Below are 20,606 nucleotides of genomic sequence, written 5' to 3' on the forward strand. Positions count from 1 at the left end.
ATCGTATGTATCTTGCCGACGAGACTTGGCCGGACCTCGGCGAGTATTTCGAAACCGAGTCGCTGGCACTGGTCCCGCTCGGGTCGACCGAGCAACACGGACCGCATCTCCCGCTGGCGACGGACCACCTCATCGGGGAAGCCTTTGCCCGTGAAGCCGCCGACAGGACTGGCTATCTCTGTACGCCGACTATCAACGTCGGGGTGAGCCCCCACCACAGACAGTTCAACGGGACGATGTGGGTCGACGCGCCGGTGTTTCGGGACTACGTCGAATCCTTCACCCGGAACCTGGCGTACCACGGCATCGACCGGGTCATCTACGTGAACGCCCACGGCGGCAACGTCGAACACCTCCGTGAGGTCGGCCGCCGACTCCGGGACGACGAAGTGCTGTACGCCATCGAGTGGATGTGGAACGAGAGCATCCCGGAGCTCGTGGACGACCTCTTCGAGCAGAACGGGCCACACGGCGGCCCGAAAGAGACATCCATGATACAGCACCTGCGGTCCGAACTGGTTCACGGCGACCGCCTCGAAGACGCACGCGACGGCGGCGTCCCGAGCGTCGAGGCGGCGGACACGGAAAAGTTCGGCTCGCGGACCTTCTACGACGCCGCCGACAACACCGACAACGGCGTCCTTGGCGACCAGACCGACGCCTCGGCCGAGAAGGGCGCGGAGATGTTCGAGGCCGCGACCGAACAGCTCGTCAGGCTCTGTGAGTGGCTGGATGCCCAGGCATTCCAGGACCTGCTGCCGAAGAAACACGTCTAAGACAGGACCGCTAGAGTGTGAGGATGGACCCGTTCGGCGGCGTCGTCACTCCCGTAGACCGTCCCGTGGGTTGGATTTTTGCGACAGGCCGGTGTAGGTGGGATATGGCCCTCCTCCTGTTCCCCGGCATGCCCGGAGCCATTGAACTGTTCATCCTCCTCATCATGATGGGAATATTTCTCATCGTCCCACTCGCGCTCATCGTCGCTGCGTACCTGTTCGGAAAGCGCCGCGGCAAAGCCGAAGCGAGCGAGTCGGCCGATTCCTGACAAACCGACAGACGGCGGCCAATCGGTCCGTTCCGGCGCTCTCGACCGGAATCGACTCGTTTATCGGTCCCACTCTATGAGAGGTAGGTGTGTCCCCACCGCGTCCCCATCCGGAGTCGCTGCGTAGCCGAGCGTTCGAAATAACGGTCGACGACGGACGAGAGACGTTCAACGCGCTCAGCATCGAACACGCCGACTGCGAGACGGAGTGGCTGATGTCTGACACCGTCTACGCGCTTGAAAACATGCGATAACGTTCCCGGTCGTACGCACCTTTTTCGGCGGCACGATAGCGAACTGAACCAGTAGCCACGGGCGGTCCCGCCCGAGTCATTCCGCGGTGAACCGCCGCCAGACTGGCATGAAAACGGCGTAGAACGAGCCAAAGAACAGGACGACAGCCGCGATAGCTAACTCCAGGCCGTCGACGCCGAGTACGTCGTACAGAAACCGGAGAACAATCACAACCCCGATACCCCAGATAGCGAACGCAGTTGTCTCTTTCCAGGAGAGACCGCGACGGAACATGAATCCATGTCCGTAACAGCCGGTATCAAACCCAGCGATTGACACTCGATAAAATATCGCAGGGACGCCGCGGTAGCGAACCGGCCACGGCGTCAAATCGCCCGCGGCGGACGCAGGTCATGTGGCGCACGTGGCGGGACCTAACTCGTCACTCGGTCGGGATTGGACCGGTCCCGATGACATCCCGGACCGCGCTCTCGAACTCCTGACGGTCGGCGAAGTACGGCACGTCAACGTCTTCAAGCACCGTTGCGAGTTCCTGTGGGCCGTCCGGCGTGCGGATCATCGTGTTGCCCTCGCGGTCGACGATGGTGCTGTGTTCAATGCCCCAGGTGAGCCGCGCCGAGACGCGGGCCAGCGGCGCACCGGTAACGTCGGAGCCGTCGCCGAGTTCAACAGCCGGCTCGTCCGCGTCTTCGCTTTCGTCGTCGCTCATACTCGAACTGTGCCCGCGGGTCCGATTAGTGCTTTCGGAACGACTCGCGTGGCAGCGGCGTCACGACACCGAGCCTGTCCGCGCTTCTGCTCGCGCGTGCCCGCGTCACGCGTCTGTCTGACGGGTAGTTTTATCGGATGTAACGGTAGTATAGAGCATGACTAGTCTCACCGACGTGTACGAAGGGGAGGTTGGGCGCGTCGCATCGCGTCGCCAGCAACTCGTCGGGACAGCCCTGTTTCTCGCGGGGGCCGCCGGACTCGTCGGGGCGATTGCGCTCGCGACGACGACGGTCGGCAACAGATACGGGCTTGACGCCTACGCAGCCAGGCGGATCGCCGGAATCATCGCCGGGCTCGGGCTTCCGGCGGTCATCCTCGGCGTGTTCGCGGTGTTGCCGGCGAGCCGGCGGATTCGGCTGACGGCTCTCGGCGGAACGGGCGTCGCGATGGTCGGCGTCGGGCTGTTCCAGTCGCTGTACCCCTACAACTGGACCAGCAGTGACCCGCTGCTGGCACTGCTGACGGGATGTGTTTACTTCGCGGGCATCGTGACGACGTTCTGGTGTCTGTTCGCGTCGCTTGCGACGTTCAAGACGCGCAACGACCCCGGCGGAACGGCGCGTATGGAGGTAACAGAGGAGGGAACGATTCGTCTCGTCGAAGAAGCCCGGACGATCCCGGGACTGGGCGGCATCGGGTTTTTCGGACAGGACCCGGACGGCGCAGTCGAGACGCAGACAAACCGACCTCGGACGGCCGACGACGGCGCTGTCAGTGACGGCGGAACTGGACAGCGCTCGGGAAATACGCGCGCGGCCAACGGCCGCAGTCGCCAACCGACGGGCGATACGCGGTCCGACCGCACTGCACAGTCCCAGCGACAGTCCGATAACGGAACGGCGACGGGGCGACAATCGGACCGTCAAGCGGCCACCGATACGTCGGCTCGCTCGAACAGCGGTCGGCGGAACACTTCCTCGAACGGGACGGGACGCTCCGGCCCCTCAGAGAACGCGCTCGACCCGACGATAGCTGAAGCCGGCCCGGAAGCGTCCACGTCGACCGACGGCGGGACGGCGACGACCGGCCACGACGCGATTACCGAGACAGCGGTCCATCAGGGCGAACCGGACACCTACTGTGGCAACTGTCGGCACTTCCAGTACGTGATGCAGGACGGCGACATCGAGCCGTACTGCTCGTTCCACGGCGAGGTCATGGACGATATGGACGCCTGCTCGGCGTGGGTTCGCAACGACTGAGATCCGTTATCGCTTCCGTACAGCACGGCTGACTGTCGAAGGCGAACCCGGGCGTTTAACACGGTCGGCAGGCAAACGGTGGTACTACAATGGAGTTTTGCGACGAATGCGGTTCGATGATGAAAACGGAAGACGAACGCTGGGTCTGTGGCAGCTGCGGGTACGAGAAGGCTCGGAACGCCGAGACCGAACAGGAGATGGCCGTCACCACGCAGGGCCAGGAGGAGTCGGAAGTCGTCGACACCTCCGAAGTCGACGCCGAAGACATGGGGCCGACGACGGGTGCCCGCTGCCCCGAGTGTGGCAACGAGCGGGCCTTCTACGAGATGAAGCAGATTCGCGCGGCCGACGAGTCCGAGACGCGCTTTTTCACCTGCACCGAGTGCGAGCACAAGTGGCGCGAGGACGACCACTGAGGCCGGCCCGTGGCTGACCCAGCGTTCCCGGACGTGCCGACGGACCGGCTGCGCGACGGCGGCTGGGAGCTTGTCGACGAGAGCGTCGAAACCGTCTTCGAACTGCCCACGGCTCGCGTCGAGGGCGCGACGAAGGTGTACGACGCTGCCGAGACACGCGAGGCGGTCCGGGACGCGGTTGGACTCGACCACCAGTGGCGATTCTTTTTCGCGACCGCCCTGTCGTTTACCCCGTCGCTTGCGCCGGGTATCGGACCGGCGATGATTCTGCCGACGGTCCGTTCGGAGGCGCAGTCGGCCTTCGCCGACGAACTGGCCGACAGGGGGTTCGAGTCGATTGACCGCGGACGAACTGAGCGGGTCCGCGTCGACAGCGGCGACCGCGCTCGACTTCGGACCTACAGCGCATCGCTCGACCTCGAAGCGGTCGATGTGACGCTGTCGATCACCGGCTGGGTGGGCGTCTGGCACGGCGACGGGTTCCGCATCGCCGCCGGCGCGTATCCGGACCAGTCGCTGTCGTCACTGCTTGCCATCGAAAATCCGTCGGAAACGCTCCGGCGGACGCCATCGGACTACCAGTCCGAACTGCTAGACCTCATCCGCGCTGTGGCGTAAGCGCCAGGAGCAGTCCGTCGGCGAGGAGTTCGAGCGGGCCGAGACCGAGCCGGTTTGCCAGCCTGCTCGGCACGGCGTCCGAACCGAGTCTGACGACGGGCGCTCCGCGAACGCGAATCTCGGCGGTCAGTCCGACTGCGGCCAGTGCCGCGGCGGCGTCCGTCCTCTCGACCGGTCGGTCTCGCCAGAGCTCCAGCGCCGCCCCGAAAGAGGGCAGGTCGACGGCGACGAGGTCGTCGTACCCACGGACGGCAAACGCGGTCCCGTCTTTCTCGACGGTCAGGTCGGCGTCGACCAGGAGGTCCGGTCGGCGCTCGATGACGGCGAACAGGTCACCGACCGTCGTCGCCGTGGCGGTCACTGTTATTCGTTGTCGCGTGTCGTGATAGTGAGCGTCCCGTCAACCCGCCACCGGGCGTGATCGGCGTCCTCGCCGGCCTTGCTCGGAACATCGACCTCCATGTCGTCGAAGTCGTATGTTATCTCCGCGTTGCGTCCGGTCAAGCGGTCGTACAGTCCGATTGCGAGATCGGGCCAGGTTGTCGTCTCCGACGGCGTTTCTGTTTCACTCATGCAAGCGAATTGACGGGCTATAGACAGTTCAAAACAGCACCCAACGAATAGGGGTCGCCCGGCTCGGCCAGGGGTTTCAGGGCCGGCGCGCGAACGTCAAATATCCGGTGTGGCCGACCCCACCGGTCGAGGGACGGGAGCCGCGGTCGTCGAAGTCCATCTCCCGCTGGATGGTATCCAGCGTCTCGATCCCCTCGAGGCCGACTTCGCTGGCTGTCTCCACGACCTCGCGGGTGTTCTCCACGAACGGCGAGTACACCGCCAGCGACCCGCCGCGGTCCAGCAGCGTGGGCGTTCGCTCGACCACAGTGGGTGCGTCCTCGGTATCGAGCGTCAACACGTCAAATCCCGAGAGGTCGTCGAGGTCGTCAGTGATATCGCCAGTCCGAACCTCAACGCTGTCGGCGACGCCGGCGATCTCCATGTTCTGGCGCGCGACCTCGGCGAAGTCGGGGTCGCGCTCGTAAGTCACCACGTCAGCGCCGATACGGCCCATGTACGCACTGAGGATACCGGTCCCGGTACCTGCGTCGAGGACGCGGTCAGCGGCGGCCACGCCGGTCTTACCGACGACCAGCCCCACGTCGCGGGGCATCATCGGCGCACCGGTCCGTTCGAGGTGGGTGAACAGGTCCGGACCGCGGAGTCGACGGACGGTGAAGCCCGTTCCCAGATGCGTCTCGACGACATCGCCCGGTTCCACGTCCTCGGGCACCTCCAGAATGCCGAGGTCGGACTCGAAGCGCTCGCCGGGGTCCAGCAGGTACTCGCGGTCCTCGTGGACGAAGAGATACGCCACGTTACTCCAGTTCGTCGACCGCGTCCGCGAGGTCGCCGTCGTTGGCTTCCAGCGCCTCCCGCGCGGTGTCCTCGTCGACGCCTGCTCGCATGGCAACGAGTTCGACATCGTCCTCGTCGACGCCGGAGTCGCTACCGTCCTCGTCGGCGTCCTCGGTCGTTGCGGTCGAACCGTCACCTGAGCCGAGTTCGCGGCTCTCCGGGTCGCCGACGACCTGGTACGTTTTCTGGCCCTGGGCTTCCATCAGCTGGACCTCCGCGTCATCGAAGACGAGTTCCTCGTCCGGAGTGCGGATAATTACTTCCTGTGCATCGATGTCGTCCATGTCGATGCCCATCTGTTCCATCATCTGTTTCATCTTGCGCGGGTTCATCCCGCCGCCTCCGCCAAACATACGTAGGACTGGCGGGGCAGGGCAGAAAAGCGTAGCGACCCGGACTCGGCCAGCGTTCGGTTCGGGACAGCTCCGTCGGGTGGCCGAAACCGGCACGCTCCCGCGGCTTCGTAACGGTTCTAAGGCTCGGCTGTCCATCCCCACCGTGTCACTGCTGTCGATCTTCGCCACGGCCATTCTCCCGGTCGTCGTCGTCGCTGCGGCCGGCTTCGCGCTCGGCCGGGTGAAAGACACCGATGCCGACGCGCTCAACACCATCACGGTGTACGTCCTCGCGCCCGCGCTGGTGGTCCACAGCCTGACCACGTCAACGCTGGCCGGCAGCACGATTCTGAGCGTCGTCCTCGCCGTCGGTCTGTTCACCGCGGCGATGCTCCTTCTCGCGGAGAGCGTCGGCCGCCTCACAGGGCACTCGGAACCCCTGCTTGGTGCGTTCGTTCTCGTCACTATCTTCCCCAACACCGGGAACTACGGCATCCCGCTGGCGGATTTCGCCTTCGGCGCGACCGGGCGCAGTACGGCCGTTCTCGTGACCGCGCTGCAGGGCGTGATGCTCTACACTGTCGGCATATACATCGCCGCCCGGGGCAGCGGCGGCAGCCCGCTCGCGGACATGCGACGGGTGTTCGGCGTCCCGCTCGTCTACGCCGTCGTCGCCGCGCTGGGACTGCGCTGGCTCAACGCGGTGCCGCCCACGGAGTCGACGGTGATGCAGACGCTCGAACTGCTGGGCAACGCCTCGATTCCGGTGATGTTGCTCATTCTCGGCATCCAGCTATCGAACGTCGACGGGGACAGCGATTTCCGGTCTGTCGGGGTCGCCAGCGCGATGAAACTCCTTTTGGCCCCAGTGGTCGCGTTCGGCGCGGTACTGGCCGTCGGCTTCCAGAACCAGACCGTCGCGCGGGTGGTCGTCCTCCTGCTCGCAACGCCGACCGGCGTGACGACGCTCATCCTCGTCGGCGCATTCAGTCACCAGGCTGGAGAGGACTCGCCGGGCGAACTCGTGAGCGCGACGGTGTTCCTGACGACCGTCGTCAGCGCGGTGACGGTCACAGTGTTAGTCTGGCTCTTGCAGTCCGGGCTGGTGCTGTGACCGTCGCTGAAACGGTATTAGGCAGTCTGTCAGGCAGCGTATCCTACTTTTCTGCACCCTGCCGGACCTTCACGGCCATCCCCGTCTCGAAGTCGTCCATGCCGCTGCCGGGCAGTTCCGCGCGGCCGACGGCGAGCAGAGTGCCGTCCTCGTGGACGACGAGGGCTTCATCGCCCGGGCGGAGGGCGCTGTCGGCGGACTGCACGAACTTTGCGAAGGCGTTGCGGCCCTCGCGGATGAACGGCTCGCTCTCGTCGCCGACGACCACGCGGTGGCGCGGCGCGTCGAAGGCATCAAGAAGTCGGCTCCCGCCGGCGAGACCGAGTCGGAACCGTCCGTCATCACCGTACGTGGCGACGCGGCCGTCCGTGGTGTGGATCTGGCGCGGGCGGCCAGAACTGGTGTGTGTTACGTCGAGGGCGTCAGCGCCGGCAAACAGCGCCGTCCCGCCACCGCCGCCGAACTGGTAGTCGGCCGCGCGCCGGAGCCCACGGAACTCGTCGTCACTCATGGCCCGTGTTCGATGCCGGGTGATAAACCGCCTTTCGGTTCCGTCTCTGCCCGGCCAGTCTGAAATGAGAACCGTGCCCGACCGTGGCTGCCCGAACCACGAGCGGGCAAGAGAGTCAAGTGATGTGAATGCCACTCCCCCCGTCCGATCCGAATCAACGGTTCGGCGCTGTGGAGTGACGGAGCATGAACCGGAATGCCATTGGTTCGCTCCGTCGGGTGCCCCGTCCCGAGTACGCGGGGCGTGTGCCTCTGTTTAGTTCGCGGTTAGGGACCGACCACGATGCCTGGAACTGCGGTGGGTCTCCATCTCGCGGCTGCCCTGTGACGGCCAGCCGCGAGGGTATCCCGACACAACGGGTTTCGTCATCAAGCGACGACACGTCATCTGTGTGACCCAACCGAACTGGGGAACTACGAGCGGATGTATATGCTGCTTCAGTTATGCAGGTGACCAGGTCAAGAACGGCCAGTGAATGGAACGATGGTCACTCTCGAATAAGTATATGCTTATTGGTGTCTTGTAACACACTCTCGTCGGGCGGTTTTGGGGAAATTTATACCGGATGACTTCCAAGAGACGGGTGATATGGCTACGGACACGCGAAAAGTGATTCTGGGTGCGGTCCTGCTGGCAGTCAGTACCGTGCTTATTCTTGGCACAGGCGCAATCGACATCGGCATCCCGGCCGCCGCCGGGGCCGTGGCTGCACTGGGGATGGCCGCAGGCGCGCTCCTCGTTGGAACGTCAGAAGACGGTCGCCCGGTCTAATCGCTACTATTGGGCTTCTGCGTTGTCGACACCAAAGCACGGCCAGACGTGAGTCCACCAACCGGAAAATCTGAGTCTGGTGAACCGGACCAAAGGGTGGGCATCAGAGCGGAGCGACCGCCTGCGCAATGGCGCGCTACAGCAGGAACCGGTCGGAGTCCTCGCTCATGTCGATGAACCCGTCGACAGCCGCTTTGAGGTCCTCCGAGGATGATTCCTCGAAGCCCATGGCTTCGACGCGACAGCCCTCGTGACGGAGATACCGACAGACGCGAGCGAAGTCCCCATCCCCGGTGCAGAGCACTACCGTATCGACGTGATTTGCCAGCGAGACGGCGTCGAGGCTCATCCCGACATCCCAGTCGGCCTTCTTCGAGCCGTCCTGGAACGTCTTGATGTCCTTGATACGCGTCTCGAAACCGATATCGACCAGTGCTTCGAAGAAGGTCTCCTCCTCGGGCGAATCTGCTCGGATGACGTAGGCGATAGCGCGGGTCAGCTCGCGGCCGTCGACGGCCTCTTCCAGTAGTGCCTCGTAGTCGATGTTCCGCGAGTAGAGACTCCGGGCAGTGTGATAGAGGTTTTGCGCGTCGGCCAGTACGGCCACGCGCTGTCCCGGCTGTGAAACTGTCATATCAGGTGTTGGCTATCGCCCGGAATATGCTTTCGGGATAAAAAAGTGGAATATAGCCATACCTATCCCGCAATGTATCAGCTAGTGTGAATACGACAGCGCTATTCGTGGGGTGATCGGACCCGTGGCGCGATATGAGTTCTCGTATCGGGCGAAACAATGTTTCGGTGGTAGCTCCGAGATGCCGTGATAGCCCACAGCGGGAACACAAAAGCTAAGTCGATCACACGAGGTTACTCGACCATGCGACGACGCCACCAGTCCGGAACTGCCCCGTGGCCACCCGGTGAGTGCGTCGTCCGCGCGAAACGCAAACCGACGTTTTAGTGGCTCGTGGCGGACGTGGCGACTCCGTCTCGGGTCGGAACACCTGACAGACAGCAGCCGCCGGCATCGGCCGGCGACCCCACAGTCACGGACCGGACAACCTAACCCACAGCGACACCACACACTCAGCAATGACAGCTATCGACTTCCGCGGCGTGTACCCGGCGATGTGCACGCCGTTCCACCAGGACGGCAGTATCGACTTCGAAACACTCCAAGAGGACGCCCAGCGGCTCGAATCGGCCGGCGTCGACGGGCTCGTCCCCGTCGGCTCGACCGGCGAGTCGGCGACGCTCTCACACGACGAACACATCGAGGTCGTCGAAGCGGTCATCGACGCCGTCGACGACGTGCCGGTCATCGCCGGCTCGGGGTCGAACAACACCAAGGAAGCACTGGAGTTGTCCCAACGCTCCGCCGAGGCCGGCGCTGACGCCCTGTTGCTCATCTCGCCGTACTACAACAAGCCCGAACAGCAGGGGTTCATCGACCACTACACGACCATCGCCGATGCCGTCGACCTGCCACAGATCGTCTACAACGTCCCCTCGCGGACGGGCCAGAACATCCAACCGGACACGGCGGTCGAACTCGCCACACATCCGAACATCCAGGCGTACAAGGCCGCGAGCGGCGATATGGGCCAGATCTCCGAGGTCATCGAACGGACCCGGGGGGAGGACTTCGCCGTGTTATCCGGCGACGACGGGATGACGCTGCCGATGCTGTCGGTCGGCGGCACCGGCTGTATCTCCGTTTCGGCCAACATCGAACCGGAGCGCACCTGCGCGATGGTCGGCGCGGCGCTGGCCGACGACTTCGAGCGCGCCCGCCAGATTCACCACGAACTCGGCCCGCTGTTCCGCGCGCTGTTCGTCGAGACCAACCCCATTCCGGTCAAGGAGGCCATGCGAATTCGGGGCTACGGCCCGGCATATCTCCGCTCCCCGCTCACTCGCCTCTCCGACGAACACCTCGACCACCTCCGTGACGTGCTGGCGACGCTCGAAACCGAAGACCTGGAAGACGAGTACGCGGAGGCCGAGCGATGACACGGGTGGCGGTCAACGGCGTCACCGGCCAGATGGGCGGGGCCGTTATCGAGGCCGCCACCGACAGCGAGGTCGTGGTCGGCTTCGCCACCAGCGACACGGACGCGGTCGACGGCGTCCCGGTCGTCCGCCCGGAAGACGCCGCCGAGGCGCTTCGGGAGTACGACGTGGATGTCGTGGTCGACTTCGCCGTTCCCGAGGGCGCGCTGACCGTCGCCGACGCTTGTGTCGAAGCGGGCGTCCCGATGGTCGTCGGCACCACCGGCTTCGACGAGGACGGAATGGCTCGCCTAAAAGACGCCAGCGAGTCGATTCCGCTACTGAAGGCGACGAACTTCTCTCAGGGGATTCAGGTCCTCCAGCGACTTGTCCGGGAGGCTGTCGGGACGCTCGATGAGTACGACCTCGAACTGATGGAGACCCACCACAACCGCAAGGTGGACGCGCCGTCGGGGACCGCCAACAGCATCCTCGACGTGATTCAGGAAGAGCGCGACGTGGAACCGGTGTACGGTCGAGAAGGGCACGCCCCACGCGAGGACGACGAAATCGGCGTGTTCGCCCGCCGGGCCGGCGACATCCGCGGCGAGCACGAGCTGGTTCTGGCCGGCAACGACGAAGTCCTCTCGCTGTCTCACCGCGCCGAGGACCGGGGCGTGTTCGCTGCGGGAGCGCTGGACGCGGCGACGTGGCTCGTCGGCCGCGACGCCGGCTGGTACGACTTCAGCGAGGTCGTGGACGCCTGATCGGGCGGAACCGCCAGTATTAATATGAGATAATATACACACGAACACTTCTCTCAATATTACGGGTAGCCTTATACGTCAGAACCGCCGACTGTCGCGTATGGCTACGAACCAACACGTACAACTGCCAGCGACCGACTGCCCGCGATGTTCAAGTGAATTCAAAGCGACGGCCCCACGAATCAGCATGTGCCAGGAATGCGGCTACATCCCCGGCCGCGGATCAGACTAAGAGCGAGACACGACCAGCGGAATGAGTCACAGTAGCACAGCCATTTCGAAACCCCGGTAAGTAAGCCCCCGGCGTCGCAACCGGGTTGTATGAGCCTCGAAGCCGACATCGACGACCTCTGGCAACGGAAACAGGACGGCCTGTCAGCGACTGACGCGACTGACGAGCATCTCGCCGTACTTGAGGAGTTCCTTGCGGCGCTGGAAGCCGGCGAGGTCCGCGCCGCGGAGAAGTCAGGCGGCGAGTGGGAGGCAAACGCCTGGGTCAAACAGGGTATTCTGCTGAACTTCGGCCTGCGCGAGACCGTCGCCCGGGAGTACGGTGGTGTCAAGTACCACGACGTGCTCCCGCTGCGGGAGACCGCGGACCTCGGCGAGCGCGGGACTCGCAACACACCGGACGGCACGACCATCCGCCGGGGCGCGTACCTCGGCGAGGACTGCATCATGATGTCGCCCTCCTTCGTCAACATCGGGGCGTACGTCGGCGACGGTACGCTCGTGGACTCCTGTGACACCGTTGGCTCCTGCGCCCAGATCGGCGAGAACGTCAAGCTCGGCGCAAACACGCTCATCGGCGGCGTCCTCGAACCGGTCGAAAACGCCCCGGTCATCGTCGAGGACGAGGTGTCGCTGGGCGCTGGCTGTCGCGTCACCAGCGGCTTCGTCGTCGGCGAGGGGTCGATTGTGGGCGAGAACACGCTCCTGACGCCCCGGATTCCCGTTTACGACCTCGTCGAGGACGAGGTACTGTACGGCGAACTGCCGCCCGAGCGGCGCGCGTTCCAGCGGTTCGTCGACTCCTCGGTCGGCGAGAACGACCTGATTCCCGGCGGCGCGTACAAGCCCGCTGTGGTGGCGACTGACGTTGAAGAGGAGACGCTGGAAGCGACGGAAAGAGAAGACGCGCTTCGGGAGTAGCGATATTCTGAGCGCAGCGAAGAATCTCGATACGCGAACGGTGAGTGGAACGAGCCGTGAGTAGCGAGGCGCGCGAACACAGTGAGCGGCCCCCGGAAGTGTGAGCGGGGAACAGCGTGACCCGCGAGCAGTTACGGTGCTTTACGCCTCGTCAGACGTGCGCCAAGCCGCGTCCGAGGCGTATCTTCGGACAGGAGAAAGCAAGTGCCGCATTCCTGTCAAGAAACCCTGAAACCTGATTCTCACAGCCAACAGTCGCAAGCGAACGTGTAAGGCGACATTACCGGGTCCACACTATCGACTGTTATTTGATACCATGAACTAAACATATTCGCATGAGCCAGCAACACACTAGGACTCGGCTGGCGGGCCTGATACGGTTCAGATGGATCGCCGGAGCGGCGAGCGGACTGGTTGCCGGTATCGGCATGGGCATCGTCTTTCACGCCGGCGCGAACCTCATGCCCTTTATCGGGGCGTTGTACGGGTGGCCGACCGTCGTCGGCGGGTGGGTCGTCCATCTGCTGAACAGCGTTCTCGCGGGCCTGCTGTTCGCGTTCGTCGTCACCCGGCCGGTGTTTCACGGCCAGATCGAGTCCGTCGGCGAGAGCGTCGCGGCCGGCGTGGTCTTCGCGGCCGCCATCGGCCTGCTTTCGACGGGCCTCCTGCTCCCGGTCTCGATGAGCGCGCTGGGCGTCCAGTCGTTCCCCGAGCCGCTGGTCCCGCTGCCGGGCATGCTCGGGAGCCTCGTCGTCGTGGCGTCGGTGGGCGTCGCCCACCTCGCGTACGGCCTGCTCCTCGGCTGGATCTACGCCGCGGTCAGGACTCGCGACGCCTCGGGGAGCGTGGCGAGCGAGGCGTGACAGTCGTCGCCGCTCCGTCGACCGTCTTCACGCCGCCGTCGCGTCACCGCCCTCGTCGACCGCCGTCTGTCGACCGCCACGGGACTGCTCTCCGCGGCCCCGGTAGGACTCCCGGAGCGTGAGCGCCAGCGCACCGAGGCCGAGCAGGAACGCGACCAGTTCGAGCAGTCCGCCCAGAACCGGAACCGCGCCGAGGATCGCAAAGCCGACGAGACCGACGGCGAGCGCGAGCCAGCGGTTCTCGCGGTCGGCGAGCGAGAGCGCCCACGACCCGACGGCGAACTGGCCGTAGACGGCGGCGACCCATGCCGCGATACCGAACGCCACCGCACCGACCAGCGAGAGCGGAATGCCGACGATGGTGAGCAGGAGGACCACGAGCACGACGGGGACGGCGACGAGCGTCAGCAGGCCGACGCCGCCGGACGTTGCCGGATTCTCCCCGACGCGCTCGGCGACGCGCGCCGAGAACGACGGGAAGGCGGCCAGCAAGATCACGCCCAGCAAGAGGTTCACGAAGAGGCCGTAGATGACGCCGAGCCACGACGGGAACGCGAACGCGCCGAAGTCCGGCCCGGCGCTGTCGCCGATGCTCTCGTCTTGGATGACGCTCCCGGTCACAGCGGCCTCAGGGGCGCGGGTGATCGTCGCGGCGTCGTAGCGTACGTCGCCGCCGATCGACGCCGTCGGTCCGAGGACAATCTCCTCAGCACCGGCGCGGACCGTCCCGTCGATGGTCCCGTGGATAGCGACGAAGCCCGCGCCGGCGTCGAGGTCCCCGCCGATTCGTGCCGTCTCGCCGATCTCGATCGTGCCGCCGGCGGCGCTCACGTCGCCCCCGACGGTGCCGTCGATGCGGACGGTCCCCGCCGCCGCTTCGACGTTTCCGCCGACCGCACCGGTCTCGGTGACGTGGACGGTCCCCGCCGCGGCGGCGACGTCTCCGGTCACCGTCCCGCGGACGACGATCGTTCCGGCGACGCCCTCGATGCTGTCGTACGTCTCGTCCGCGCCGACGACAATTGTGTCGCCGGCGCCCTGATATGACTGCCCCGCGGCGACGCCGGTCACGGTTGATAGCACGAGAAGTGATACGAGCGCTAGCGCGGCGACCCGGCGGCCGCCGCTGGAGAGCTTGGAAGGCATACTTGGAAGTCGTATTGGAAATACAATAAATCTATGCTGATATGTGGTAGCGGCTGGACCACAGTTGGTGAATACCGGCCGGGACGCGCGAACGAAGGGGCCGACGCCATCGATCGGACACCGTTCACTGAAGTGATTCGACATCTCTGGAGACATTCCGATCAGGGTCATCTCGACCGTCGCCGCGACGGGGCCACTGCCCGCAACGCACCGACATCGCGGCCCGCCGCCGGAATCGCCTCGGCCCCGACACTCACAGGCCGACCGGTGTTCTCGTCGCCGTTGGCGGGCGTCGCAGTGTGCCGAAACGGAACCCTTGTTAGCCGCCGACGCCGTTGTTTCCCCAATGAGCCACGACTCGCCGCCGGTCCGCCGCCTCGCGGACTGGAGCCACGAGCGCTTGGAGGCGGTCGCTGCCGAGTACGGCACGCCGCTGTACGTCGTCGACCTCGACCGCGTCGCCGAGAACTACGAGCGGTTCGCCGCGGCGTTTCCCGACGCCCACGTCATGTACGCCGCGAAGGCCCACACCGGGCAGGCTGTCCTCTCGAAACTGCTGGAGACGGGGGCCGACATCGAGTGTGCCGCCTGGGGAGAACTCCAGCGGGCCATCGACGCCGGCGCGGACCCGAACACGCTCCAGTACACGGCCGTCAATCCGCCGGACCGCGACCTCGACTACGCTGTCGACCTGGCCGCCGAAAACCCGGGACTGACCATCACCGCGGGTGCGCGGGACACCTTCGACCGCCTCGAAGAGCGGGGCTACGACGGCCGGGTCGCCATCCGCATCAATCCCGGCATCGGCACGGGCCACCACGAGAAGGTCGCCACCGGCAAGGACGCCAAGTTCGGCATTCCCTACGACGAGGTCCCCGATGTTGCCGCAGACGTGCGCGAGCGGTTCGACCTCGTCGGTTTGCACGCCCACGCCGGCAGCGGCGTCCTCCACGACGACCTCGACGACCACTGCCGCGCTATCGGGAAAGTCGCGGACATGGGCCGGGAGGTCATCGCCGACGGCGCGGCCCTGGACTTTGTCGACTTCGGCGGCGGCTTCGGCGTGCCGTACCGCGAGACCGTCGAGCCACTGGACATGGAGGTCGTGGGCGAGAAGGTCCGCGAGGCTGTCGGCGACCTCGACGCACAGGTCAAACTCGAACCCGGCCGCTACGTCGTCGCTGACGCCGAACTGATTCTGACCGAAGTCAACACGATCAAGGAGACGCCGGCGGCGACCGTCGTCGGCGTCGACGCCTCGCTGGCAACGCTCATCCGGCCGGCGATGTTCGGCTCCTACCACCCGATTCGGAACGTCACCGCGCCCGAGCGCGACAGCGAACCGGTGTCGGTCGGCGGCCCCTGCTGTACGAGCGCCGACGTGTTCTGCACCGACCGGCCCATCGCTCGTCCCGAGCGGACCGACCTGCTGGCCATCGGCAACGCCGGCGCGTACGGCTACGAACTGGCAAACCAGTTCCACTCCCAGCCGCGACCGGCCGAAGTCGCCTTCGAGGGCGGCGAGACGCGGGTCGTGCGGGAGCGCGAGACGCTGGCGGACGTGACCCGCATGGAGCAGTGATGGCGTTCGACATCCCCTCGTTCCACCGGCGGGCCGTCGAGACGCCCTCTCACGAGAGCGTCGACGACATGCGCTCGCTGCTGGTCGACACGCTGGAGGACGCCGGCGAACACCCCGAGGTAGACGACCTCGGCAACGTCGTCGCGTCCCGCGGCGGCGACGACGGGACTCACGTCCTGCTCAACACGCACATCGACACCGTGCCGCCGCACCTGCCCTACGAGCGGCGGCGGGAGCCGCCGGGACTGGACGAGGCTGTAGATGGCACTGGCGGTGACGAGGGCGAGGGCGACATCGTCTGTGGTCGGGGGGCCTGTGATGCGAAGGGGCCGCTCGCGGCCCTACTGGACGCGTTTCTCACCGTCACGCCCGGCGACGGCCGGGTCACGCTGGCGATCTCCACCGACGAAGAGACGACACAGACCGGCGGCGCACACCTCGCAGAGACCGTCGACGCCGACGGCTACATCGTCGGGGAGCCGACCGGCCTCGACGTGTGTACGGCCGCCCGCGGGCAGTTCGAGGGCACCGTCACTATCCACGGCGAGAGCGCCCACGCCGCCGACCCCGGCAGCGGCCACAACGCGATTCGGGCCGCTGCGCCGATTCTACAGGCGATGGAGAGTTACGACGATAAGAAAGGCCCCGGCGAGCACGAGACGCTCGGCTACCCGATCCTCACCCCGTCGATGGTGGAAGGCGGTGAGGCGACTAATCAGGTCCCGGCCGAATGCACTATTACGTTCGACCGGCGGAGCGTCCCGCCGGAGACGAGCGAATCGTTCTGTGCCGACCTGCAGGCCCATCTCGAACAGTGGCTCCCGGACTCGATGGGCCTCACCGTGGAACTCATCCGCCCGGACACGCCGTTCCCCGAAGCGTTTGCGACCGACGCTGACGCGGAACTGGTCCGGACGCTACAGGAAGCCAGCGGCGGCGGGGTCCGGCAGTTCGGGGCCGCGACGGAGGCCTCGTACTTCGCGGAACACGGTCCGACCGTCGTGTTCGGCCCTGGCGAACTGAGCGACGGGGTTGGCGCGGTCGCCCACTCGAAACGCGAGTACGTCCGTCTTTCGGAGGTTCGGACGGCCGCGCGAGCGGTGCGGGAGACAGTCGAACGGCTTGTCTGAGACTGGCAGTTGCCGCCGATTCTCCTTACGCCGACCGCGTCTGGACGATGTCTGACAGCGCTGTCGTCGCTTCCTCGTCAGTTATGTGGCTGAACTCCTCGTAGTAGTCCGCGGTTGACTGGAACGCCGTGGGTTGCAGCGGGACGACGACGTTGTCAGTCCAGCGCCGCACCTCTTCGAGTACGTCCGGCGGTGCGACGGGGGCAGCGGCGATGACCTCGTCAGCGCCCGCCTTCCGCAGACGCTGCGTGGCGACGCGCATCGCCGCACCCGTCGGAATCCCGTCGTCGACCAGCAGAACCCGTTTGCCGGATACGTCCAGCGGCCCCCACGTCTCCCCGTAGGCGACCGCTCGGGTCTCGACGGTGTCGGTCGCATGGGTCTTGGCCTCCTGAACGTACTCCCAGTTCACGTCCAGAAACCGCAGCATTGGGCTGTTTATCCACGAGAACCCGCCCGGCGCGACGGCCCCGATGGTCAACTCCGGGTGGTTCGCAGCCTGTATGCGCTGTATTACGATGACATTCATCGGGAGGGCAGTCGCGTCGGCAACCACGCTTCCGACTGGAATTCCGTCCGGTGCGAGCGCGACGACGACATCACCGGCGACATCCCGCCGGTGCAGCGCGGCCACGAGCTGTTGCGCTGCATCCGAGCGGTCTGCAAACATACCACAAGGTACGGAATCACGCATGGTAACGATTCCGATTGTAGATGCCAATTTCGCCCGTTGGAGTCAATCCTGTGCCGCTGGCTGGCCGGGGTCGCGGTCGACCGCCAGCGTCTCTTCGACCTGTGTGTACGTCAGAACGAGCGCGATGAGGGCGAGGGCGGCTCCGACGGTAAACGGCGTGCTGAACGACCCGAAGTTGTACAGCAGCCCCGACGCCAGCGGCCCGGCAGCGACGCCGAGGCCGAACGCCATCGTCAGGACCGACAGCGTCGTCCCGGACCCGCGCGCGCCGGCGAGGTCACCCGCGAGCGCGAGCGAGGGGGCGAACACGAGCGCGACAGCGATGCCCTGGACGAACCGGGCCAACAGCATGAGCCAGGGGTCCGTGACGAGGCCCTGGACGAACACCGACGGGGCGAGAACGACGAACCCGGCGACGATGAACGGCCGGCGGCCAAAGCGGTCGCTCGCTCGCCCGATGGGGACCTGGAAGACGACGTTGGCGATGACGACGGCGGCGAACTGGACGCTGAAAAACAGCGTCGACTCGTCGAGCCGCATCCGAATCGGGCCTTCGAGGGTGGCAAACAGCGCGATGGTGGTCGCCATCATGAACGTGCCGACGCCGAGGACGAACACCGAGTCGAGCCCTTCACCGTCCCGGTCGAACACGGCTATCGAGAGGTTCTTGCTGGCCTCGGCGTCGACCGGCGGGTCCTGGATCAGAGCCCACACGAGAACGAAGCTCACGACAGCGCCCAACACAGCGACGGCGAAGGCGGCGGTGAAGCCGGAGACGGCAGTGCCGGCGAGCCGGTAGGTCACCACCTCGCTCGCGGCGAGGCCGCCCGTGATGACGACGCCGGCGATGATCGGTCCGAAGCCAAAGCCGATGAGCCGGAACGTGTTGAACACGCCGAAATTTCCGCCACGCTCGGCATCACTCGCCGCGTAGTCGTTGACCAACGCGACCGTCGCCGGGATGGTAAAGGCCGCTCCGAGTCCTTGAAACGCCCGCGCGGCCAGCACCGTCCAGTACGAGGAGAGAAACGGGTAGGCCGCGCTGCCAATAGCAAAGAGGACCAGCCCCGTGAGGACGAAAATACGGCGCTTGCCGGTCCGGTCCGAGAGCCGTCCGGTAAAGGGCTGGCCGAAGCTATTGAGGAGGCCAAACAGCGACAGCACCAAGCCGATGAGCGTCTCGGTCTGGAGTGTGAACCCGAGTACCTGTTCGCCGGCGATACCGGCCAGTGAGACCTGCCCGCTGGCGATATACAGGGGAAGGACGATGATGAGAAACGAGTTGCCGAGCGCGTCCGCCATCCGGGCGAACGCGAGCGTCAGGACTCGCGAGTCGGTTCCGAGGACCATCTATCGCCTATGAAGGCGGCCACACTCCTGATAGTTGCGTTCGCCAGCGGAGAGCCTGCCGGCCGGTGTGGTCCCCTCAGACGCCGTCGGCCTGCTGCTCCGCGATACCCGTGTAGTCGGCCGGCGTCAGCGCTTCCAGTTCGGCCCGGACCTCGTCGCTCACGTCGAGGTCCGCGAACATCTCGTGGAAGTCCTCGATGGTGACCTCACGGCCTCGGGTCGCCTTTTTCACCTGCTCGTAGGCGTTAGCGTATCCCTCGCGGCGGAGGATCGTCTGGACGGCCTCGCCGATTATCTCGGGCGTCGCGGCCAAGTCGTCGGCCATTACCTGCTCGTTGGGGACGACCTTCGCCAGCCCGTTCTGGCACTTGCTGTAGCCGATGAGACAGTGGGCGAAGGCGGCCCCGATGTTGCGCTTGACCGTCGAGTCCGAGAGGTCCCGCTGGAGTCGGGAGTTCGTGACGTAATCGCCGAGGAAGACGAGGTCAGAGTTAGCCTTCGAGAGGTTCCCCTCGCTGTTCTCGAAGTCGATGGGGTTGACCTTGTGAGGCATCGTCGAGGATCCCGTCTCGCCCTCGACGGTCTCCTGGCCGAGATAGCGGTCCGAGACGTAGAGCCACACGTCCAAATCGAGGTCCAGCAGGATATTGTTCGCGCCACGCAGCGCGTCGAACAGCACCGCGAGGTCGTCACAGGGGTTGACCTGCGTCGTCAGCGGTTCGTGCTCCAACCCGAGGTCGGCGACGAAGTCCTCGGCGAAGGCCGGCCAGTCAACGTCGGGGTAGGCGGCGACGTGGGCCGCGTAGGTCCCCGACGCGCCGGCCAGTTTGCCGGAGAGGGCGTCGGCGGCACGTTCGACCCGTGTGATGGCCCGGCCCAGCCGGGAGGCGTAGACGGCCATTTCCTTACCGAAAGTCGTCGGTGTCGCGGGCTGACCGTGCGTGCGAGCGAGCATCGGCACGTCGGCGTAGGTGTGGGCCATCTCGACCAGCGCGTCCCGAATCTCGCGGAGTTCGGGCACCAGCACCTCCTCGGCGGCGGGCTTGACGAGCAGCCGCTGGGCGAGGTTGTTCACGTCCTCGCTGGTCAGCCCGAAGTGGATCCAGTTGGCGGCGTCGAGGTCCTCGGGCATGCCCAGGCGGATGAAGTACTCGATGGCCTTCACGTCGTGGTTGGTCGCCGCGTAGTCGCCGTAGCCCTCGGTTTCGAGCTGTTTGACGACGCTCGCGTCCTCGTCGTCGAATGCCTCGTACAGCGCCCGGAGCGTCGCGCGCTGGTCGTCGTCGATGGACAGCGGCGTGGCGTCGAGGTCGGCGAGCGCGATGAGATACTCGACTTCGACTTCGACGCGGGCGCGCATCAGCGCCCGCTCGCTGGCGTACGGGACGAGCGGTTCGGTGTAGCGGGCGTATCGGCCGTCGAGGGGCGAGACGGCGGTCAGTGGCCCTCTTTCGGTCATACCCGAGTGTGCGCGGGAGG

General features: G+C 65.7%; 26 protein-coding genes. 14 read left to right on the forward strand and 12 right to left on the reverse strand.

The window, feature by feature from the left end:
* The first annotated feature begins 5 nt into the window (after window positions 1–5).
* From Harman_RS03545 to Harman_RS21380, 3 genes are all read left to right on the forward strand, one after another.
* Window positions 6–776 (forward strand): creatininase family protein, encoded by a 771-nt coding sequence (locus tag Harman_RS03545; protein ID WP_137682435.1) that lies wholly within the window; start codon window positions 6–8, stop codon window positions 774–776.
* A 104-nt stretch (window positions 777–880) separates the two neighbouring features.
* Window positions 881–1,045 (forward strand): hypothetical protein, encoded by a 165-nt coding sequence (locus Harman_RS21375; protein WP_200830814.1) that lies wholly within the window; start codon window positions 881–883, stop codon window positions 1,043–1,045.
* A gap of 89 nt (window positions 1,046–1,134) precedes the next feature.
* Window positions 1,135–1,299 carry a hypothetical protein gene (locus tag Harman_RS21380; RefSeq protein WP_200830815.1) on the forward strand — a complete coding sequence of 55 codons (165 nt, stop codon included), beginning with the start codon at window positions 1,135–1,137 and terminating at the stop codon, window positions 1,297–1,299.
* A 76-nt stretch (window positions 1,300–1,375) separates the two neighbouring features.
* Here Harman_RS21380 and Harman_RS03550 read toward each other — a convergent pair whose 3' ends face one another.
* The gene (locus tag Harman_RS03550) at window positions 1,376–1,573 is read right to left on the reverse strand and encodes a hypothetical protein (RefSeq protein WP_137682436.1); all 198 of its coding nucleotides are present in this window, start codon (window positions 1,571–1,573) and stop codon (window positions 1,376–1,378) included.
* A 148-nt stretch (window positions 1,574–1,721) separates the two neighbouring features.
* Window positions 1,722–2,009, reverse strand: a complete 288-nt coding sequence (locus Harman_RS03555; protein WP_137682437.1) for a DUF5789 family protein — start codon at window positions 2,007–2,009, stop codon at window positions 1,722–1,724.
* A gap of 157 nt (window positions 2,010–2,166) precedes the next feature.
* Between Harman_RS03555 and Harman_RS03560 the strand changes: the two genes are divergently transcribed.
* The 3 genes from Harman_RS03560 (at window position 2,167) to Harman_RS03570 (ending at window position 4,307) form a co-directional block, all read left to right on the forward strand.
* On the forward strand, window positions 2,167–3,273 hold the full coding sequence (locus Harman_RS03560) for a DUF7139 domain-containing protein (protein ID WP_137682438.1): 1,107 nt from the start codon (window positions 2,167–2,169) through the stop codon (window positions 3,271–3,273).
* Window positions 3,274–3,362: 89 nt separating this feature from the next.
* Window positions 3,363–3,689, forward strand: coding sequence for a transcription factor S (locus Harman_RS03565; protein WP_137682439.1), 327 nt, complete (start codon window positions 3,363–3,365; stop codon window positions 3,687–3,689).
* 9 nt (window positions 3,690–3,698) lie between these two features.
* Window positions 3,699–4,307 carry a hypothetical protein gene (locus Harman_RS03570; RefSeq protein ID WP_137682440.1) on the forward strand — a complete coding sequence of 203 codons (609 nt, stop codon included), beginning with the start codon at window positions 3,699–3,701 and terminating at the stop codon, window positions 4,305–4,307.
* Here Harman_RS03570 and Harman_RS03575 read toward each other — a convergent pair.
* The 4 genes from Harman_RS03575 to Harman_RS03590 form a co-directional block, all read right to left on the reverse strand.
* Window positions 4,288–4,668, reverse strand: coding sequence for a hypothetical protein (locus Harman_RS03575; protein ID WP_137682441.1), 381 nt, complete (start codon window positions 4,666–4,668; stop codon window positions 4,288–4,290). The genes Harman_RS03570 and Harman_RS03575 overlap by 20 nt on opposite strands.
* 2 nt (window positions 4,669–4,670) lie before the next feature.
* Window positions 4,671–4,880 carry a hypothetical protein gene (locus Harman_RS03580; protein WP_137682442.1) on the reverse strand — a complete coding sequence of 70 codons (210 nt, stop codon included), beginning with the start codon at window positions 4,878–4,880 and terminating at the stop codon, window positions 4,671–4,673.
* 76 nt (window positions 4,881–4,956) lie between these two features.
* The gene (locus Harman_RS03585; protein ID WP_137682443.1) at window positions 4,957–5,679 is read right to left on the reverse strand and encodes a methyltransferase domain-containing protein; all 723 of its coding nucleotides are present in this window, start codon (window positions 5,677–5,679) and stop codon (window positions 4,957–4,959) included.
* Window position 5,680: 1 nt separating this feature from the next.
* On the reverse strand, window positions 5,681–6,073 hold the full coding sequence (locus Harman_RS03590) for a nascent polypeptide-associated complex protein (protein WP_137682444.1): 393 nt from the start codon (window positions 6,071–6,073) through the stop codon (window positions 5,681–5,683).
* A gap of 145 nt (window positions 6,074–6,218) precedes the next feature.
* Between Harman_RS03590 and Harman_RS03595 the strand changes: the two genes are divergently transcribed.
* Window positions 6,219–7,169 (forward strand): AEC family transporter, encoded by a 951-nt coding sequence (locus tag Harman_RS03595; protein WP_137682445.1) that lies wholly within the window; start codon window positions 6,219–6,221, stop codon window positions 7,167–7,169.
* Between the two features lie 43 nt (window positions 7,170–7,212).
* Here Harman_RS03595 and Harman_RS03600 read toward each other — a convergent pair whose 3' ends face one another.
* Window positions 7,213–7,680: a PUA domain-containing protein gene (locus Harman_RS03600; RefSeq protein ID WP_137682446.1), complete on the reverse strand. Its 468-nt coding sequence runs from the start codon at window positions 7,678–7,680 to the stop codon at window positions 7,213–7,215.
* 588 nt (window positions 7,681–8,268) lie between these two features.
* Here Harman_RS03600 and Harman_RS03605 point away from each other — a divergent pair.
* On the forward strand, window positions 8,269–8,451 hold the full coding sequence (locus tag Harman_RS03605; protein ID WP_137682447.1) for a hypothetical protein: 183 nt from the start codon (window positions 8,269–8,271) through the stop codon (window positions 8,449–8,451).
* A gap of 136 nt (window positions 8,452–8,587) precedes the next feature.
* On the opposite strand, the gene Harman_RS03610 is transcribed toward Harman_RS03605, so the two are convergent.
* Entirely contained in the window at window positions 8,588–9,085 is a 498-nt protein-coding gene (locus tag Harman_RS03610; protein WP_137682448.1) for a LabA-like NYN domain-containing protein, read from the reverse strand.
* A 458-nt stretch (window positions 9,086–9,543) separates the two neighbouring features.
* Here Harman_RS03610 and dapA point away from each other — a divergent pair, with 458 nt between their 5' ends.
* The 4 genes from dapA (at window position 9,544) to Harman_RS03630 (ending at window position 13,225) form a co-directional block, all read left to right on the forward strand.
* Window positions 9,544–10,464, forward strand: coding sequence for a 4-hydroxy-tetrahydrodipicolinate synthase (gene dapA, locus Harman_RS03615; RefSeq protein ID WP_137682449.1), 921 nt, complete (start codon window positions 9,544–9,546; stop codon window positions 10,462–10,464).
* Window positions 10,461–11,210, forward strand: coding sequence for a 4-hydroxy-tetrahydrodipicolinate reductase (dapB, locus tag Harman_RS03620; RefSeq protein ID WP_137682450.1), 750 nt, complete (start codon window positions 10,461–10,463; stop codon window positions 11,208–11,210). Before dapA ends, dapB begins: the two co-directional genes overlap by 4 nt.
* Before the next feature lie 321 nt (window positions 11,211–11,531).
* Window positions 11,532–12,362 carry a 2,3,4,5-tetrahydropyridine-2,6-dicarboxylate N-succinyltransferase gene (locus Harman_RS03625; RefSeq protein WP_137682451.1) on the forward strand — a complete coding sequence of 277 codons (831 nt, stop codon included), beginning with the start codon at window positions 11,532–11,534 and terminating at the stop codon, window positions 12,360–12,362.
* A 335-nt stretch (window positions 12,363–12,697) separates the two neighbouring features.
* On the forward strand, window positions 12,698–13,225 hold the full coding sequence (locus Harman_RS03630) for a hypothetical protein (RefSeq protein WP_200830816.1): 528 nt from the start codon (window positions 12,698–12,700) through the stop codon (window positions 13,223–13,225).
* 27 nt (window positions 13,226–13,252) lie between these two features.
* Here the strand turns inward: Harman_RS03630 and Harman_RS03635 are convergent, their stop codons facing one another.
* Entirely contained in the window at window positions 13,253–14,371 is a 1,119-nt protein-coding gene (locus Harman_RS03635) for a bactofilin family protein (RefSeq protein WP_137682452.1), read from the reverse strand.
* A gap of 346 nt (window positions 14,372–14,717) precedes the next feature.
* Here Harman_RS03635 and lysA point away from each other — a divergent pair, with 346 nt between their 5' ends.
* Together lysA and Harman_RS03645 are read left to right on the forward strand one after the other, a co-directional pair.
* A complete protein-coding gene (lysA, locus tag Harman_RS03640; protein WP_137682453.1) occupies window positions 14,718–15,953 on the forward strand; it encodes a diaminopimelate decarboxylase in 1,236 nt (411 codons plus the stop codon).
* Entirely contained in the window at window positions 15,953–17,083 is a 1,131-nt protein-coding gene (locus tag Harman_RS03645) for a M20 family metallopeptidase (RefSeq protein ID WP_137682454.1), read from the forward strand. The genes lysA and Harman_RS03645 overlap by 1 nt, the downstream gene beginning before the upstream one ends.
* Before the next feature lie 25 nt (window positions 17,084–17,108).
* Here the strand turns inward: Harman_RS03645 and Harman_RS03650 are convergent, their stop codons facing one another.
* The 3 genes from Harman_RS03650 to purB all read right to left on the reverse strand — a co-directional run bounded on the left by Harman_RS03650 (window position 17,109) and on the right by purB (window position 20,586).
* A complete protein-coding gene (locus tag Harman_RS03650; protein WP_137682455.1) occupies window positions 17,109–17,753 on the reverse strand; it encodes a phosphoribosyltransferase in 645 nt (214 codons plus the stop codon).
* Between the two features lie 66 nt (window positions 17,754–17,819).
* Entirely contained in the window at window positions 17,820–19,127 is a 1,308-nt protein-coding gene (locus tag Harman_RS03655) for an MFS transporter (protein WP_137682456.1), read from the reverse strand.
* A gap of 76 nt (window positions 19,128–19,203) precedes the next feature.
* Window positions 19,204–20,586: an adenylosuccinate lyase gene (gene purB / locus Harman_RS03660; protein WP_137682457.1), complete on the reverse strand. Its 1,383-nt coding sequence runs from the start codon at window positions 20,584–20,586 to the stop codon at window positions 19,204–19,206.
* Window positions 20,587–20,606 lie beyond the last annotated feature (20 nt).

It is taken from the genome of Haloarcula mannanilytica (assembly GCF_005406125.1).
Lineage (GTDB): Archaea > Halobacteriota > Halobacteria > Halobacteriales > Haloarculaceae > Haloarcula > Haloarcula mannanilytica.

Bases quoted from the DNA above. Each gene is read 5' to 3' on its own strand.
- Harman_RS21375 (WP_200830814.1), top strand. From the start codon at position 881: ATGGCCCTCCTCCTGTTCCCCGGCATGCCCGGAGCCATTGAACTGTTC.
- purB (WP_137682457.1), bottom strand. From the start codon at position 20,586: ATGACCGAAAGAGGGCCACTGACCGCCGTCTCGCCCCTCGACGGCCGA.
- Harman_RS03625 (WP_137682451.1), top strand. From the start codon at position 11,532: ATGAGCCTCGAAGCCGACATCGACGACCTCTGGCAACGGAAACAGGAC.
- Harman_RS03560 (WP_137682438.1), top strand. From the start codon at position 2,167: ATGACTAGTCTCACCGACGTGTACGAAGGGGAGGTTGGGCGCGTCGCA.
- dapA (WP_137682449.1), top strand. From the start codon at position 9,544: ATGACAGCTATCGACTTCCGCGGCGTGTACCCGGCGATGTGCACGCCG.
- Harman_RS03605 (WP_137682447.1), top strand. From the start codon at position 8,269: ATGGCTACGGACACGCGAAAAGTGATTCTGGGTGCGGTCCTGCTGGCA.
- Harman_RS03645 (WP_137682454.1), top strand. From the start codon at position 15,953: ATGGCGTTCGACATCCCCTCGTTCCACCGGCGGGCCGTCGAGACGCCC.
- Harman_RS03610 (WP_137682448.1), bottom strand. From the start codon at position 9,085: ATGACAGTTTCACAGCCGGGACAGCGCGTGGCCGTACTGGCCGACGCG.
- Harman_RS03565 (WP_137682439.1), top strand. From the start codon at position 3,363: ATGGAGTTTTGCGACGAATGCGGTTCGATGATGAAAACGGAAGACGAA.
- Harman_RS03555 (WP_137682437.1), bottom strand. From the start codon at position 2,009: ATGAGCGACGACGAAAGCGAAGACGCGGACGAGCCGGCTGTTGAACTC.
- Harman_RS03590 (WP_137682444.1), bottom strand. From the start codon at position 6,073: ATGTTTGGCGGAGGCGGCGGGATGAACCCGCGCAAGATGAAACAGATG.
- Harman_RS03635 (WP_137682452.1), bottom strand. From the start codon at position 14,371: ATGCCTTCCAAGCTCTCCAGCGGCGGCCGCCGGGTCGCCGCGCTAGCG.
- Harman_RS03655 (WP_137682456.1), bottom strand. From the start codon at position 19,127: ATGGTCCTCGGAACCGACTCGCGAGTCCTGACGCTCGCGTTCGCCCGG.
- Harman_RS03550 (WP_137682436.1), bottom strand. From the start codon at position 1,573: ATGTTCCGTCGCGGTCTCTCCTGGAAAGAGACAACTGCGTTCGCTATC.
- Harman_RS03630 (WP_200830816.1), top strand. From the start codon at position 12,698: ATGAGCCAGCAACACACTAGGACTCGGCTGGCGGGCCTGATACGGTTC.
- dapB (WP_137682450.1), top strand. From the start codon at position 10,461: ATGACACGGGTGGCGGTCAACGGCGTCACCGGCCAGATGGGCGGGGCC.
- Harman_RS03545 (WP_137682435.1), top strand. From the start codon at position 6: ATGTATCTTGCCGACGAGACTTGGCCGGACCTCGGCGAGTATTTCGAA.
- Harman_RS03650 (WP_137682455.1), bottom strand. From the start codon at position 17,753: ATGTTTGCAGACCGCTCGGATGCAGCGCAACAGCTCGTGGCCGCGCTG.
- lysA (WP_137682453.1), top strand. From the start codon at position 14,718: ATGAGCCACGACTCGCCGCCGGTCCGCCGCCTCGCGGACTGGAGCCAC.
- Harman_RS03600 (WP_137682446.1), bottom strand. From the start codon at position 7,680: ATGAGTGACGACGAGTTCCGTGGGCTCCGGCGCGCGGCCGACTACCAG.
- Harman_RS03580 (WP_137682442.1), bottom strand. From the start codon at position 4,880: ATGAGTGAAACAGAAACGCCGTCGGAGACGACAACCTGGCCCGATCTC.